General features: G+C 38.1%; 16 protein-coding genes and 2 pseudogenes. 15 read left to right on the top strand and 3 right to left on the bottom strand.

Annotated elements, in window-relative coordinates; translation table 11 throughout:
• The first annotated feature begins 15 nt into the window (after positions 1–15).
• The 13 genes and pseudogenes from AC6I5B_RS11395 (at position 16) to tnpB (AC6I5B_RS11335) (ending at position 9,039) form a co-directional block, all read left to right on the top strand.
• Positions 16–921, top strand: coding sequence for a sulfite exporter TauE/SafE family protein (locus tag AC6I5B_RS11395; protein WP_083382709.1), 906 nt, complete (start codon positions 16–18; stop codon positions 919–921).
• Between the two features lie 36 nt (positions 922–957).
• Positions 958–1,743 carry a pyrroline-5-carboxylate reductase gene (gene proC, locus AC6I5B_RS11390; RefSeq protein WP_071143844.1) on the top strand — a complete coding sequence of 262 codons (786 nt, stop codon included), beginning with the start codon at positions 958–960 and terminating at the stop codon, positions 1,741–1,743.
• 683 nt (positions 1,744–2,426) lie between these two features.
• Positions 2,427–3,020 carry a type IV toxin-antitoxin system AbiEi family antitoxin domain-containing protein gene (locus tag AC6I5B_RS11385; RefSeq protein ID WP_022250637.1) on the top strand — a complete coding sequence of 198 codons (594 nt, stop codon included), beginning with the start codon at positions 2,427–2,429 and terminating at the stop codon, positions 3,018–3,020.
• Positions 3,020–3,241 carry a nucleotidyl transferase AbiEii/AbiGii toxin family protein gene (locus AC6I5B_RS11380; RefSeq protein ID WP_497773349.1) on the top strand — a complete coding sequence of 74 codons (222 nt, stop codon included), beginning with the start codon at positions 3,020–3,022 and terminating at the stop codon, positions 3,239–3,241. The genes AC6I5B_RS11385 and AC6I5B_RS11380 overlap by 1 nt, the downstream gene beginning before the upstream one ends.
• A gap of 35 nt (positions 3,242–3,276) precedes the next feature.
• Entirely contained in the window at positions 3,277–3,897 is a 621-nt protein-coding gene (locus AC6I5B_RS11375) for a nucleotidyl transferase AbiEii/AbiGii toxin family protein (RefSeq protein WP_497773348.1), read from the top strand.
• Positions 3,898–4,177: 280 nt separating this feature from the next.
• On the top strand, positions 4,178–5,770 hold the full coding sequence (tnpC, locus tag AC6I5B_RS11370; RefSeq protein WP_071143845.1) for an IS66 family transposase: 1,593 nt from the start codon (positions 4,178–4,180) through the stop codon (positions 5,768–5,770).
• A 93-nt stretch (positions 5,771–5,863) separates the two neighbouring features.
• Complete coding sequence (locus tag AC6I5B_RS11365; RefSeq protein ID WP_004611327.1) at positions 5,864–6,115, top strand: fatty acid kinase subunit FakA-related protein; 252 nt, start codon at positions 5,864–5,866, stop codon at positions 6,113–6,115.
• Positions 6,116–6,154: 39 nt separating this feature from the next.
• The gene (locus AC6I5B_RS11360) at positions 6,155–6,808 is read left to right on the top strand and encodes a hypothetical protein (protein ID WP_004611326.1); all 654 of its coding nucleotides are present in this window, start codon (positions 6,155–6,157) and stop codon (positions 6,806–6,808) included.
• Between the two features lie 32 nt (positions 6,809–6,840).
• Positions 6,841–7,209, top strand: a complete 369-nt coding sequence (locus AC6I5B_RS11355) for a VOC family protein (RefSeq protein ID WP_004611325.1) — start codon at positions 6,841–6,843, stop codon at positions 7,207–7,209.
• A gap of 448 nt (positions 7,210–7,657) precedes the next feature.
• A complete protein-coding gene (locus AC6I5B_RS11350) occupies positions 7,658–7,906 on the top strand; it encodes a DUF3781 domain-containing protein (RefSeq protein WP_004611324.1) in 249 nt (82 codons plus the stop codon).
• Positions 7,907–7,928: 22 nt separating this feature from the next.
• Positions 7,929–8,272: pseudogene (locus tag AC6I5B_RS11345) on the top strand (GNAT family N-acetyltransferase); the annotation flags it as partial.
• A 147-nt stretch (positions 8,273–8,419) separates the two neighbouring features.
• Positions 8,420–8,833, top strand: a complete 414-nt coding sequence (gene tnpA, locus AC6I5B_RS11340; protein WP_172590409.1) for an IS66 family insertion sequence element accessory protein TnpA — start codon at positions 8,420–8,422, stop codon at positions 8,831–8,833.
• On the top strand, positions 8,827–9,039 hold the full coding sequence (gene tnpB / locus AC6I5B_RS11335) for an IS66 family insertion sequence element accessory protein TnpB (protein ID WP_497773347.1): 213 nt from the start codon (positions 8,827–8,829) through the stop codon (positions 9,037–9,039). The genes tnpA and tnpB (AC6I5B_RS11335) overlap by 7 nt, the downstream gene beginning before the upstream one ends.
• 79 nt (positions 9,040–9,118) lie before the next feature.
• Here tnpB (AC6I5B_RS11335) and AC6I5B_RS11330 read toward each other — a convergent pair whose 3' ends face one another.
• The 3 genes and pseudogenes from AC6I5B_RS11330 to AC6I5B_RS11320 all read right to left on the bottom strand — a co-directional run bounded on the left by AC6I5B_RS11330 (position 9,119) and on the right by AC6I5B_RS11320 (position 12,352).
• Positions 9,119–10,156: a tyrosine-type recombinase/integrase gene (locus AC6I5B_RS11330; protein ID WP_118262634.1), complete on the bottom strand. Its 1,038-nt coding sequence runs from the start codon at positions 10,154–10,156 to the stop codon at positions 9,119–9,121.
• Positions 10,153–10,709: pseudogene (locus tag AC6I5B_RS11325) on the bottom strand (tyrosine-type recombinase/integrase). The gene AC6I5B_RS11330 and the pseudogene AC6I5B_RS11325 overlap by 4 nt, the downstream one beginning before the upstream one ends.
• 419 nt (positions 10,710–11,128) lie before the next feature.
• On the bottom strand, positions 11,129–12,352 hold the full coding sequence (locus tag AC6I5B_RS11320) for a tyrosine-type recombinase/integrase (RefSeq protein ID WP_022250142.1): 1,224 nt from the start codon (positions 12,350–12,352) through the stop codon (positions 11,129–11,131).
• Positions 12,353–12,501: 149 nt separating this feature from the next.
• Between AC6I5B_RS11320 and tnpB (AC6I5B_RS11315) the strand changes: the two genes are divergently transcribed.
• The gene (gene tnpB, locus AC6I5B_RS11315; protein WP_073962808.1) at positions 12,502–12,651 is read left to right on the top strand and encodes an IS66 family insertion sequence element accessory protein TnpB; all 150 of its coding nucleotides are present in this window, start codon (positions 12,502–12,504) and stop codon (positions 12,649–12,651) included.
• 151 nt (positions 12,652–12,802) lie between these two features.
• Positions 12,803–14,419 carry an IS66-like element ISRgn2 family transposase gene (locus tag AC6I5B_RS11310; RefSeq protein ID WP_119636217.1) on the top strand — a complete coding sequence of 539 codons (1,617 nt, stop codon included), beginning with the start codon at positions 12,803–12,805 and terminating at the stop codon, positions 14,417–14,419.
• Positions 14,420–14,473: the final 54 nt, after the last annotated feature.

Here is a 14,473-nt window from a genome sequence, read left to right as displayed (position 1 = left end):
TGAGGAGATAGCTAGATGATATTAAAAATAATTCAGATTATTCTGATCGTGTATGCGATCGTGGTAGGTGCCATTATTGTAAGAGATTATAAGAAGAATAAAGAAGAAGGAGTATCTAAAAAAGAGACGATACTGCATTACATCATAGGAGCAGTTGTGAACTTCTTCGATGCACTTGGAATTGGATCATTTGCAACAACAACGGCGGCCTACGGCTTGTTCCGTCTAGTAGATGACAAGAAAATTCCGGGGACATTGAATGCTGGAGTTGCAATCCCGGTCATCTTTGAAGCATTACTTTTTACTAGTTCTGTGAAAGTGGAATTCGGCACATTGATTCCGATTGTAATATGCGGAGTGTTGGGAGCTGCTATTGGCAACAAACTGGTTGCAAGGATTTCAGAAAGAACAGTTACGATTGTTATGGCATTTGGACTTCTGCTGTCAGCACTTCTGATGCTAGGAAGCAAGTTTGGAATCCTGCCGGCAGGCGGAGACGCAATTGGAATGGAAGGAATTAAACTGGTAATCGCATGTGTTGGTAACTTTATCTTTGGTGTGGCATTAAACTTCAGTATTGGTAATTTTACACCGTGTATGTGTATGATTTATATGCTGGGCATGAGCCCTCTGGTGTCATTCCCTATCATGATGTGTACCGGAGCAGTATCTACTCCGACAACAGGTCTGATGAGTCTGAAAAAAGGTCTGGTTGACCGTCATGCAGTGATGGGATTGACTGTAGGCGGTGTGTTTGGTGTAGCGGTTGCAGTATATATTGTAAAGTCAATGTCGATTTCCACATTACAGTGGATGGTAATAGTAGTAGTGTTTTATACCAGTGTCAATATGTTCCGAAGAGCTTTGAAAAAAGTGGACAAAAAAGAAGCGGTATACGGTAACAATTTGGAAACAAATTGATTATCAATGAAAAAGGATTTGAAGGAGGAAACAATAATGAAATTAGGTGGAATTGGATATGGATTGATCTCAGGAGCGATTCTTGGAGGTATTGTAAATAATGATCTTGTAAAACCTGAAAATATTACCATATCGGATAAATTTGAAGGAAGCAGAAAAAGAGCGGTAGAAGCAGGATTTACAGCTGTCGATGATAATATGATTGCAGCAAAGAATGATGTACTTCTTGTAGCAGTACAACCATGGCTGGTACCGGCTATTATGGATGAAATCAAAGATACCGTTAAGGAGAATGGAACAATCGTATGGTGTGTTGCAGCAGGTGTTACAATTGCAGAACTGGAAGAACATTTGGGGAGTGATGCGAAGATCGTACGTTGCATGCCAAATACATGTGCTCAGGTAGGCGCAGCTGTTACAGCCGTTGTACCGAATAAGAATGTAAGCAAGGAAGAGACAGAGATCATGTTAAAGCTGATCTCTGGATTTGGAATCGCAGAAATTTTGGATGAAAGCAAGCTGAATGGTATTATCCCAGTAACAGGAAGTTCTCCGGCAATGGTATTTATGCTGATTGATGCTATGGCCAATGGAGCAGCAAGAGAAGGATTTACCTGGGAGCAGGCAATCAAATTCAGTGCACAGGCTGTAAAGGGAAGTGCTGAGATGGTACTTCGTTCAGGGAAACATCCGGCAGAACTTCAGAATCAGGTATGTACACCTGGCGGAATTACGATTGAAATGGTCAAGAGATTGGAATCATTCGGATTTAGAAATGCTGTGATGGAAGCTATGCAGGCTTGTACAGAAGATCTGGATTAATCGGAAAAGCTCAGGATTGAAAATACATCTTTATATCTTTATAATTATCTCATAAAACAAGGGCGTTTTTCTTAGCGGAAGAACGCCCTCTTTCATAATATCACTTTATAAATTCACACGATCAAGAGTACAAATCAATATAGGAGTATAGGCGGTTTGGAATTGGTGGAAAACAGTTCTGGAAAGCATAAGGGAGACAGGCCAACACCGGAAGAAGTTATTAACTATGCGGTGAAGCGATTAAAAGGAAATTAGAATCTATGAAAAAGAAAATAGATGTGGTAGGCAACTTTGCTATGAATCGGGATGAATTACAGAAAAAAACGCAAGATTAGGGGAATTAAATACATTACTTGGTATGGATAAGAAAGAACATCCGATTTTGAATGTGGAGCCGGATGAAAGTGTGGAAGTACAGACAACAAGAAATAAGGTTGTGATGGAGCGATAGTTATAACGGTATTGGTGAGCCAATACCGCATACATAGCATGGAATATGTAAACTCTGTAAAATACAAATTCGCACATTGAGACGAGTGCAGATGTATTTGCTTGGGAGGAGGCATATATAGGAGTTGTTAAATTTGTGATAGTAGAGAAAAAGTTTTCTTTTAATAAATAAAAAAAGTTTACTTTCACACATTAATAAATTATAATCAATGTGTGAAAGTAAGGTGATGAAAATGAATAAAAAAGAAAAGTTAGACAACATGCTATGTGAAAAGAATGGAGTTCTTCAAACTGCCGATGTGATTGAGGCAGGAATTTCAAAAACTTATTTTATGGAATATGCAAAGAAAATGGAATTAGAATGTGTGGCAAAAGGAATTTACTTGTCGCCGGATGCATGGGAAGATCCTTTTTATTTATTACAAACGAGATATCCACAGATTATTTTTTCTCATGAAACTTCGCTTTATTTGTTAGGAATGGCAGAGCGAGAGCCGTTACAATTTACGGTTACTGTAAAAGCAGGATACCATGCAAAAAGTATGAAAGAGCAGAAGATAAAAGTATATCGTGTAAAAAGAGAACTTTTAGAGTTGGGAGTAGTAAATTTAGAATCACCAGAGGGACATCTTGTGAAAGCGTACAATGCGGAACGTACCGTGTGTGATTTATTACGCAGCCGCAGTAATGTAGAGATTCAGGATTTACAGTCAGCAATAAAGGAATACCTGCGAAGTAAAGAAAAAAATCTGCCGCAACTTATGCGATATGCAAAAGAGTTTCGTGTAGAAAAAATTTTGAGACCATATTTGGAGGTATTGTTATAATGATTAAAACTTCAAGACAGTTGAAAGCGTTAGTAAGAAATTTAACAAAAGGGGATAGCTTACAGGCACAGATTATTATGCGTAACTATGTGATGGAGCGTTTCTTAGAACGGATTTCTCTTTCAAAATATAGAAACAATTTTATTTTGAAAGGGGGAATGCTAGTATCTGCTATGGTAGGATTGGATACTCGTTCTACAATGGATATTGATACACCATAAAGAATATGCCACTGTCCGTAGAAAATGCAAGGGAAATGATAGAAGAAATTATTGCGGTTCCCATTGATGATGGTATGACATTTTCTATAAAAAGTGTCGGTGAAATTATGGATGAGGCAGAATATACCGGAGTACGAGTGAATCTAGAGGCTACATTGGAAACAATGCGGACGCCATTAAAAGTAGATATTTCCACTGGAGACATTATCACACCGAGAGAAGTATTGTATACGTTTAAGTTGATGTTTGAAGAACGTACTATATCTATTTTAGCCTATAATTTGGAAACAGTACTTGCAGAGAAAATGGAAACAGTAATAGCAAGAGGTGTAGCGAATACAAGATTGAGAGATTACTACGATCTGTATATTTTACAGAATGAATATACCCATGCGATTAGCATGGAACAATTTAAGGCAGCGTTTTTAGCAACATGCAAAAAGCGTAATTCCATACAACTGATAGCTGAGGGTAATAAAATTTTAAAAGAACTCCTTTTGTATAAACGTCTTGAAAAAGGCAGTTTTGTATGGCCAAGAAATGAATCTGAAGTACAGGAACTTACAGGACAACAATTCCGTTGGCTGATGGAAGGACTGACCATTTCTCCCAAAAGAAAGGTCCAGGAGATTTCCATCCCGAAATATACCACATAATCCTTGTGCAAAAGGTAGAAATTTTACAGGATAAATCAAGTGCTTCATTCCCTTTATTTTGAATAATCAGTAAGTGATTTATTAGGCATTATCGGTGTGTTACAGCACTTTGGCAAGCTTATATTTTATAGGAATCACTTTAAAAGCCTTTGATTTTAATGGGGTAGAATCTTATTGTGGTTGCTTACAACCATAGGCAAAATGACGAATTCAGATGGGGATGAAATTCGCAATTTTCTGCCATATCCGCTATAATAATACTTAGAAAAGGGGTGTCATTATGGCGATGGAATATACAGAAGAACAATTAAATCATTTTGACAAGTCTACACTTGTTCAACTGTTTTTGGTTCAACAATCACAACTGAAGGATATTGATCAGAAGTTGCAGTTATTGTTGGAGCAAGTCGCTGTATTGAACAACAAACGTTTCGGCAAATCTTCTGAGAAACTAGGTGTAGATAACCAGATTTGTTTCATGGAGGTTGATGGGAATATCGTCTTTTTCAATGAGGCAGAGGCTGTTGCAGCACTGGATGAATCCGAAGAAGAACCTGTTAAAAAACGTGGAAAGAAGACAAAAGGGAAACGTATTGCTGATATCCGGAATCTTCCAGTCATCCCTGTAGAACACAAGATGACAGAGGATGAATTGATTGCTGAATTCGGAGAAGACGGCTGGTATCAATTAGAAGATGAAGTATATAATCGTTACCGTTTTACACCAATGAAAGTTGAAATCGAGGAACATCATGTGGGAGTCTATAAGTCAAAGAAGGATAACCATTTCAAAAGGGCAGATCATCCAGCTTACTTATTAAGGAACAGCCTTGTATCAGCATCATTGCTCGCTGGAATTTGGAATGCAAAGTATATAAATGCAGTTCCGCTTTATCGTCAAGAACAAGAATTCCAACGAATGGGAGTGAACATTGATCGAGCAGATATGGCTCGCTGGACGATTCTTTGTGCAGAAAGATACTTGTCGATTTTCTATGATTACCTACACGAAAAGTTATATGAATATCATGTGCTTCAAGCCGATGAAATTCCGGTTCTTGTTTCAAAGGAATACCGAACAACCGGAACAAAGCACTACATGTGGGTTTACCGAACAGGAATGATGTATCTTGATAAGCAGATTGTCCTATATGAGTATCAACCTACTCGTAATGCAAACCATCCAAGATCCTTCCTAAAGGAATTTCGTGGAGTCTGTATAACGGATGGCTACCAGATTTACCACACGATTGCAGAAGAACGTGAAGACCTGAAGATTGCCGGATGTTGGGCACATGTGAGACGTCGCTTTGATGAAGCGGTAAAGGCTTTGCCGAAGGCGAGTCAGAAAATGTCACTTGCATATCTTGCATTAAAACAAATCCAAGCGATTTATCGTGAGGATAATAAACTCAAGGAGTTAGGTTCTGAGGAACGTTTGAAACATCGACAGCTGACTGTGAAGCCTCTGGTAGATGCTTATTTTGCGTGGGCAAAACAAAACTTGTTGTCTGTGATGCCAAAGAGTAAAACAGCAAATGGATTCACGTATTCATTGAATCAGGAAAAATATTTGCGTGTGTTTCTTGAAGATGGTGATGTCCCACTAGACAATAATGCCGCAGAACAGGCAATCCGCCCATTCTGTGTTGGCAAGAAAAACTGGGTCATGATTGATACCATTGCAGGAGCTGAAGCAAGTGCAATCATCTATAGTATTGCTGAAACAGCAAAAGCAAACAATCTGAAACCATACGATTATTTTGAATATTTACTCACAGAGATTCCAAAACATATGGAAGATCATGATACAAGTTTCTGTGAGGATCTGCTTCCTTGGTCAGATAAGTTGCCAGAGAAATGTAGAAAGTAACTTATAAAATATGCCACTCTGATGAGTGGCTAATCAATTGATAGTACGCACTATGGTGCGTTTACTATATAACACAGAATTTGGAGGATAAGTATGTTAGAATTTAAATATGATACTCAACTTTTAATTGAAGGCGAAAATCTTGATGAAGATAAAATCAGCGAATATTTCACGAACAATTTTAATGGGGACTGTTTGTTAGCAGTTGGAGATGAAGAACTGATTAAAATTCATTTTCATACAAATGAACCATGGAAAGTGCTAGAATACTGTTCGCAACTCGGAGAAATTTACGATATTGTTATTGAAGATATGGACAGACAAGCAAGAGGATTAAAAGGATAAAATCCGATCTGCTTAGTAGAAAAATTAGAATTTTTGGAGGTGTTGAAAATTAAATCATTTCTTGAAAATGTTAGGGCGCCAAGAAAAGATATTCCACTAAACAGGCAGATAACCGAAACAGCAGGAATAATCCTGTTTGGGTTTGCACTTGGTGTCTTGCAGAAATGGCTGGATGGTACAACTGCAAATGCTTTTCCAGTGATAATACAGCAACTGGATATCCGCAACTATTTTGGACGCTTGGCAATATGGATTTTATTGGCAACTATAATTTCTGTGTATGCGAAATCTCCATTGAGAGCTGCTATTAACACATTCTTTTTCTTTATAAGCATGTTGGCAGGATACTATCTCTATTGCAATTACATTTTGGGGTTCTTGCCGAAAACCTATATGATGATATGGATAGCGATTTCTTTTGTTACATTCTTTATGGCATATATATGTTGGTATGCAAAGGGGGAAGGTATTATTGCAATATTCATATCAAGCATAATTATGGGTGTTTTACTTGCACAGGCATTTAATCTCAATATTATCCAGGGCTTTTATATATACCATTTTTTGGAGGTACTTACATGGATAATTGGTGTAATACTCTTGAGAAGAAAACTGAAAGAGTATGCTATCGAAATTGGATTATCCATTGTGATTGCATTTGTTTATCAGCTGGTTATGCCACATTGGGGATAAAGACAAATTGGATTTGAAAGGATGTTAAAAATATGGTAGATGAAGTGGTCTTAGGGAATGTTATGGTTGATTGTGATGATGAAAGAAAATTGCAAAGATTCTATGGAGAATTATTAGGTTGGGAAATGTGTGAACTATTTGCAAGACCGGCTGTCCGTAGTTCTTCGGGGATTGTTTTTTTGTTTATTGAGGAAAAAGATTATGTTCCTCCTGTATGGCCAGAAAATGCAGGAAAACAACAAAAACAGATGCATTTTGATTTTCAGGTTGATAATGTTGCAGAAATGGTTAAGAAAGCGGAATCATTGGGAGCAAAGAAAGCGGAAAGTCAATTTGGAGGAGATGATTTTGTAACCATGTTTGATCCGGCAGGACATCCGTTTTGCTTATGCCGGAAGTGACAATTCCAATTTATTAACCTGGGAAATCAGAATTTGCTCACTGTATAATGTATACTGAGTTTCAGATTGATAATGATATATTGCATTTAATTTTTTAAATAGTTTTTAAGCACATTGATTGTCATAAATTCAATCCTACGAAACTTGTGATTTGATAGAAAGCTTAGCGGGCACTCGGTGTATGAACAGGTGGGACGAAGGAAGTTGGTACAGGATACCATTAGACACGGAAGGTTCATCCTCATAGTTGTTCAGAGGGGAAATAGCCTTTATAAAGTGAACAAACAGGGACGCTTTATAAATAGCACCCATTTATCAGCTATTCGGTACAAGATACTACGATATCCATCACTTCCGGCTCTGTTTTTGAGGTAAATAAAAATCGTCAAAGCCTGTAAAATCAATAGATTTAGACTTGACAGAATAGGAAGGTTGAGGAAAAGAAAAAATGGAAGATAAAAAAATATTACTTGATAATATTGATAAAATTCATACAACCGAAATGGGAATTGATAGAATTAAAAGAAATCTAAAAATAGATACAGCAGATGTTGTTGAGTATTGCAAAAATAAGATGTTAGATAAAAATTGTAATATATACAAACAGGGTAAAAATTGGTATTGCGAAGTTGAAAATATCAAAATGACCATCAATTCATATAGTTATACAATTATCACAGCACATATCGTTAAGTAAAATTGGAACTTGGAGTGAAATTATGGACTATATAATACGAGAAATGAAAAGTGAAGAATACTGTTTATTAAGTGATTTTTTGTATGAAGCGGTTTATATTCCAGACGGAATTGAACCGCCACCTAAATCAGTAATAGAAAGTCCAGAATTACAAGAATATATCATCGAGTTTGGAAATCGAAAACACGATAAAGCCTTAGTTGCAGAAATTCAGGGAAAAGTAGTAGGAGTTATTTGGGTAAGAATTATGAATGATTATGGAAACATTGATGATGATACTCCATCACTTGCCATGTCTGTCAAGAATATAGAGGATTGGGTATTGGAACTTTATTATTGAAGCAACTATTACAAGCAGAAAGATTGTAAGCGCAAAATAATTCGACGGATTGTGTTGCCCTAAAAATCATTCCATAATAATCAATAGAAAATGCAAGCATTTCACTTCATCTTCTCTTGCTAGAAATGATAGATGCGAGCATTTTACTCTATCCGATTTATGGAGGTGTGCTCATGAGAAGCAAAAGAATACCTACCGAAGAACAATACCGTCTCATCATGGAATGCCGTCAAAGTGGGTTGACAGATCATCAATGGTGTGTGGAACATGACATTAAACCGGGAACTTTTTACAACTGGGTAAAAAGGCTGCGTCAGAAAGGTTGTGTGGATTTGCCAGCGTCAACCGGACGCAGCTATCGTGCACCGGAAAGCCAGGAAGTTGTCAGAGTGGATTTTCATGATACTGACCCGCTCCCATATGAACAGCCATTAAATGTGATTCCGGTAGCTACGGAAAAAAATAACCTTTCCGTAGCAGAGCCAATGAAGCTGTCTGTAGGAAGTTTGCATCTAACAATACCAAATGGAACAGATCCTCAGCTTCTGGCTCAAACGCTTCGCATTGTGAAGGAGTTGGAATGTTAGGGGATATCACAGCCGCCGATGAAATCTATATCGTAACAGGCAGAACGGATATGCGGAAATCCATTGACGGGCTGTGTGCTATTGTAGAGAATCAACTCCATATGGATCCAAGGCGAAGCGCCCTGTATCTTTTCTGTGGAAAACGTTGTGACAGGATCAAAGCTTTGCTTTGGGAATCTGACGGATTTGTGTTGTTATTAGAATAGAATTATTATTCGAGATAATCTCTTGGAAAGCCCAGAAATTAAGACTTTCTAAGAAATCTTCTCGAATAATGATATCCTATTAGTGACTCTTCAAAAAATCAGGAACATTTCTTTCTTCCAAGTCTTCTTCATCAATATAAATCGAACGCGGAAAATTCATTTCGTTCCATTCACGGATATGTTTATCAACTGTTGCCTGTGGACTTTCTGTATAAATCTGTGTCGTTTGAACTGATGCATGTCCAAGGAAAGCTTTTATTACCATAATCGGAACTCCCGCTTCTAACATATGTTGTCCGGTCGTGTGTCTCATACTATGAGGTGAATAGTGTTCTTCTTTGAAAAGATTGGGCGTTTTTTCTTTAGCGAGTTTTATATATTTTTTGTATATTTCTTCCACGCATGATATTGTCATATGCTCATGCGTCTGACTCGAAAATATATGTCTGTCAGGTTCTGTTTCTATTCTGCGATGTCTAATATATTTTCTAAGCATAGATGCACAAGGGTCAGGAATACGTATGCGACGTGCTTTTGAACCTTTTCCTACTATATCAATAGTAGTACCAGTTGATCTGAAATTGACAGATTTTACAGTAAGATCACACACTTCCTGTGCACGTGTGCCTGTTGCATACATAAAGCTTAATAAAACCATGTCTCTTAAACCAGTCTCACTTTTTTGGTCAGGCAGTGCCAGAAGGATCTTTACTTCATCGGTGGTAAAACCAACACGCCGCTTTTTAGGTGCTTTTTTTGATGGAATCCTCAATACAGCACTTCTAAAAGTTGATGCTGCATCAAAGTCATAGTTTTGTGCATACTCGGAAAAAGAATACAGTGCGGCAAGTCTTTGATTTCTGGTTGTAACTGAACATTTACGTTCATTTTCAAGCCATGACATAAAATCGGAAAGCGTATTTACATCTAAACAGTCAAAAGTAATCTCATCTGCTTTCGTGTTTTTGACTGAATACATATATTTTATTAAAAGTGTAAATGTTGTTTTATAAGAGTTGATTGTGTTCTTACTTAACCCACGTGCTTCCGGCATATATGTATTTACATAGTATTCAAGATATTTCATAAAAATCGAAGGAGTCTTCTGCTTTCTCATAAATCAACCTCCGGAAACAGAGATTCTGTGAAATCAGCAAACAAGAGCATATCTTCTTCGAAGAGTTCACTGCTGAATTTCATATATTTTTCACTTTCCACAAGGGATTCATGACCACAATATACAGAAAAATATGGAGAAGCCATATCGATATGATATCCTGCAGTTTCCAGCTGTTTAAAAGCATGGAACATAAAACAATGTCTTAAACAGTGCAGGCATGGAGCACGTTTATGAGGATCTTCATTCCCTTTGATAATACCAGCTTTCCTAAGAATCTTTTTAAATTGGCGTTCAGCAGTTATTGGGGATAAATGTTCGCTTTGTCTTGGGAATAAAAATGGATTATCTATACCATAGATTTTTATCACCTTACAATAATCCTTCAGCATGTTTGTTAATGTTTCATGCATTGGAACTAATCGTTGTTTCTTTTTTTTGAATGTATAATACGGATGACTCCGTTTTCTAGATCCAGATGCTCCATCTTCAAATTTAGAGCTTCGCCTAATCTGAGTCCACAACAATACAAAAGGCGTATGAGAACCGCCATTTCCATATGTATATGCGGAATGCTGCTAAATTTGTTTGTCATTGGATATGCATCAGCAATAGCAAATATATTCGACAATTCCTCATCACTAAATATATAGGGAATATACAAATCTTTCGTTTTCTGGAAGGGCGGAAGATAAACAACTTTTCCCATATCGGCTCTATATTTCATAAAGTTTCGTATAGTCTTTATGTATCCATTAATAGATGCCTCTGGAACACCTACATCATTAAGCCACTGATTTATTATTGTTTGTGGTACAATTTCATCATTATAAGATATTTTTGTAAGATATCTGTCAAAAGAAGACAGGCGATAATTATCCAAACGATAGGTATTCCATGCGAAAGTCGCAACACGATACTCCATGAATGACTGCATGTCGTCTTTAAAACAACTTTTAAAAATCACGGTTCTCATATACGACCTCCTTTCAGGAATTGGTGAAGTGTTCCTGAAGGTGCCGGGCATGCAAGAGCACAATTCCTAAGCATCTGAATATCAAGACGTGCATAGTGCCTGATTGCATTGGGACTATCATGTCCCAGTACTTTTCTTACGGTTTCATAAGATATGCCATCGTTTACCATCGATGACGCAAGAGAAGCTCTCAGACTATGAGGTCCATGTTTTTTACCTGCAATGTTAATACCAGAGCGAATCATATGTTTTTTTACAGCAAATGAGACAACAGAATACGATATTTCTGAATAAGGGGCACATGATTTTAAAAATACATAGTCGCTTGTGGATGCAGGACGATCTGTTGACAGATAATCCATCAGTGCTGTTTTGATTTCTGGCACCATGTAAAGTTCTGAAACACTTCCCGTTTTATTTTGGATAAAGCAGATACGCTGATTTTTGAAATCAAGAGAATCTAATTTAAGCGAGGCAATATCTCCCGCACGCATTCCTAATCGCGAAGCGAGAAGCAATATCGCATAATCTCGTTTTCCGATAGAAGAAGTTCGGTCTACAGCATTTTCGATCTCGATGATTTCAGAGATATCATAAGTTTCAGGAATACGTATACCACGATTGAATTTAGGAACTAATGTTGAAAAATCTTTTTCAATGTATCCTTGTGCAAAAAGATATCTTAAAAAATCTCTTAGTTCAGGATAGAATTCTTTATTCTTAAGATTCACTGAAAACTGAATGATTTCAGAACTATTTATGTATTCAAGACTTTTACAATTGTTTTCATCCAGATAAGTAAGGAATAAATATAACAAGCGTTCTTTAGTCTTTAGAGTAATTGGACGATTTCCTATCTTGCGACAATGTTCAAGATAATCCGCCTTAATAGCGTGATATTGCTCTGGAACAGACAAATCTTTTCGTGGAACGGAATATACGAAACCTGTACCAGAACAGATATTATTTAATCTTCGAATGACTGTCCTGAAAAAACGTTTCGTCGTATAGTTGTAATCTCTTGATTCAACTTCTTTTTTGTAGTATTGATCTGCAACTGATGAAGAATAATCAGTTATGTTATTAGCTAACATGAATTTTTTGATTCGTTTTACATGTTCCTGATACAGTTGTATCGTGCTTTTTGCATACTTTTCTTCTTGAAGTATTAAAGTTAGTTGATCATACAATTCATCAATAGGTATTTGGGTATTATTCATTGGACACCTCCGTCTTATATTAGTAAGTCCAATGATACATCATTATTCGAGAAGATTTCTCTGAAAGTCTTAATTTCTGGACTTTCCAAGAGATTATCTCGAATAATAATTCTCTTCTAATAACAGCACTTATCTAAGAACTCGAATAATTGCTTCTGTATAAACGTATGGAAGTCCAGGGCAGATTCCGCTGGCCCAGAAATCAGTTGGAAGTAAAGCAACTGACCTGGCAGCAATTCGACTGGCTCATGTCCGGTCTTGAAATCGAACAACCAAAAGCATTCAAACCTACGGAATGATTGTGTAAAACCTCTATGCCAGCCAACAAAAATGGAGAGCTTTCCACACCCTGTATCATGTCTGCAATCCCTTGTAAATACTGGGTTTTCTGCTTCCTTTTCATTGCTTTTTATGGTATAATAAGAGCAGTAAAAAAGGAGCAGAAGACATATGGCTGGTAATTCAAAAGATTCAAAAATCCTTGCGTACAAGGACATGATCAACCAACTGAATAAAACGATTTCCGCACAGACAGAACTGATCCAGTCTTTACAAAAAACATTGGAAGCAGACCGTCTGGAAAAAGAAAATCTTCGTCAGCAGATTGAATATCTCACGAAGAAGCTCTTTGGTACTTCCAGTGAAAAACGGAAAGATATCGATGGTCAGCTGAATCTTTTTGATGAAGCCGAGCAGGAAGCAGATCCGACATGGAAACAGGAACTTCCTGATGACATCACTGTTCCGGAACATAAGCGAAAAGCACGACGGACACATGCGGATCTCTTTAAAAATGTTCCTTCCTGCGACGAGATCATTTCTCTTCCGGAGGAGGAGCGGAACTGTCCAACCTGCGGAACGCAGATGGAATGTATTGGGAAAGAATTCGTCCGCCATGAATTCCGGTTTACCCCTGCCAAAGGGAAAGTAGTAAATATCTATCGTGAAACCTATAAATGCCCGGAGTGTGCCATATCAGAGGAACACCCGGATGATCAGACATTTGTCAAAGCGCCTGTTCAGGAACCATTGATCCCGGAAAGTTATGCATCGGAATCCGTTGTAGGATGGGCAATGCACCAGAAGTACCAGAATGGTCTGCCATTAAACCGGCAGGAATCGGAATGGAAGCAGCTGGGTGTCCCATTGAGCCGGGCTACGCTTGCTAACTGGATCATTTACTGTACCGAGAATTACCTCTGCCATGTTTATGATTATTTTCACCGTCAGTTACGGATGCGTAAATATCTGATGGCAGATGAAACTCGGGTTCAGGTACTGAATGAGCCGGAGCGCAATCCTGAAACAGATTCCTGGATGTGGCTCTTCCGCAGTGGAGAAGATGGGCTTCCGCCGATCCTGCTCTATCATTACACAGAGACAAGGGCAAAGTTCCATGCAGCATCTTTCCTGCAGGGGTTCCGTGGATATCTGGAGACCGACGGATACCAGGGTTATAACAATCTGCCGGATATCAAACGCTGCTCTTGCTGGGCACATGTGAGACGTTATTTCACAGATGCCATACCGAAAGGGAAAGAGTATGATTACAGCCTTCCGGCGGTGCAGGGAGTACAATTTTGCTCCAAGCTGTTTGATTGTGAGCGGTACTCAAAAGCAAAAAATCATACTGCGGAGCAGAGAAAACAGTTCCGTCTTGAAAAGGAGAAGCCGATACTGGAGGCATTCTGGATTTGGCTGGATCAACAGCGTCCAAACAAGGGAACCCGTTTGGCGAAAGCGGTGAACTATGCCCAAAATCGGAAAGACACCCTGATGACCTATCTGGAAGATGGTCATTGCAGTTTATCCAACAATCTTAGCGAGAATGCAATCAGACCATTCACTGTTGGTCGGAGGAACTGGCTGTTCAGTGCCAGTCCGAAGGGAGCGGCCTCTAGTGCTATTGTGTATACAATGGTTGAGATGGCAAAAGCGAATGACCTGAATACCTACAAATATCTGACATACCTCTTATCACAGCGGCCAGACGATAAAATGTCAGATGAACAGCTGGAACAGCTTGCCCCATGGAGCGAGACTGCGAAAGCAAACTGTCAAAACTAAACATAGAGCAAAACGCTTGCATCTATCATTTTGGTGCAAGCGTGATTCATGGGC

The organism is Faecalimonas nexilis (assembly GCF_059731825.1).
The sequence above is the reverse complement of the archived record's forward strand: the minus strand, read 5'-3'. Positions and strand labels throughout refer to the sequence as shown.

Coding starts and splice junctions, on each gene's coding strand:
- AC6I5B_RS11395 (WP_083382709.1), top strand. CDS start 16: ATGATATTAAAAATAATTCAGATTATTCTGATCGTGTATGCGATCGTG.
- proC (WP_071143844.1), top strand. CDS start 958: ATGAAATTAGGTGGAATTGGATATGGATTGATCTCAGGAGCGATTCTT.
- AC6I5B_RS11385 (WP_022250637.1), top strand. CDS start 2,427: ATGAATAAAAAAGAAAAGTTAGACAACATGCTATGTGAAAAGAATGGA.
- AC6I5B_RS11380 (WP_497773349.1), top strand. CDS start 3,020: ATGATTAAAACTTCAAGACAGTTGAAAGCGTTAGTAAGAAATTTAACA.
- AC6I5B_RS11375 (WP_497773348.1), top strand. CDS start 3,277: ATGATAGAAGAAATTATTGCGGTTCCCATTGATGATGGTATGACATTT.
- tnpC (WP_071143845.1), top strand. CDS start 4,178: ATGGCGATGGAATATACAGAAGAACAATTAAATCATTTTGACAAGTCT.
- AC6I5B_RS11365 (WP_004611327.1), top strand. CDS start 5,864: ATGTTAGAATTTAAATATGATACTCAACTTTTAATTGAAGGCGAAAAT.
- AC6I5B_RS11355 (WP_004611325.1), top strand. CDS start 6,841: ATGGTAGATGAAGTGGTCTTAGGGAATGTTATGGTTGATTGTGATGAT.
- AC6I5B_RS11350 (WP_004611324.1), top strand. CDS start 7,658: ATGGAAGATAAAAAAATATTACTTGATAATATTGATAAAATTCATACA.
- tnpA (WP_172590409.1), top strand. CDS start 8,420: ATGAGAAGCAAAAGAATACCTACCGAAGAACAATACCGTCTCATCATG.
- tnpB (WP_497773347.1), top strand. CDS start 8,827: ATGTTAGGGGATATCACAGCCGCCGATGAAATCTATATCGTAACAGGC.
- AC6I5B_RS11330 (WP_118262634.1), bottom strand. CDS start 10,156: ATGAGAAAGCAGAAGACTCCTTCGATTTTTATGAAATATCTTGAATAC.
- AC6I5B_RS11320 (WP_022250142.1), bottom strand. CDS start 12,352: ATGAATAATACCCAAATACCTATTGATGAATTGTATGATCAACTAACT.
- AC6I5B_RS11310 (WP_119636217.1), top strand. CDS start 12,803: ATGGCTGGTAATTCAAAAGATTCAAAAATCCTTGCGTACAAGGACATG.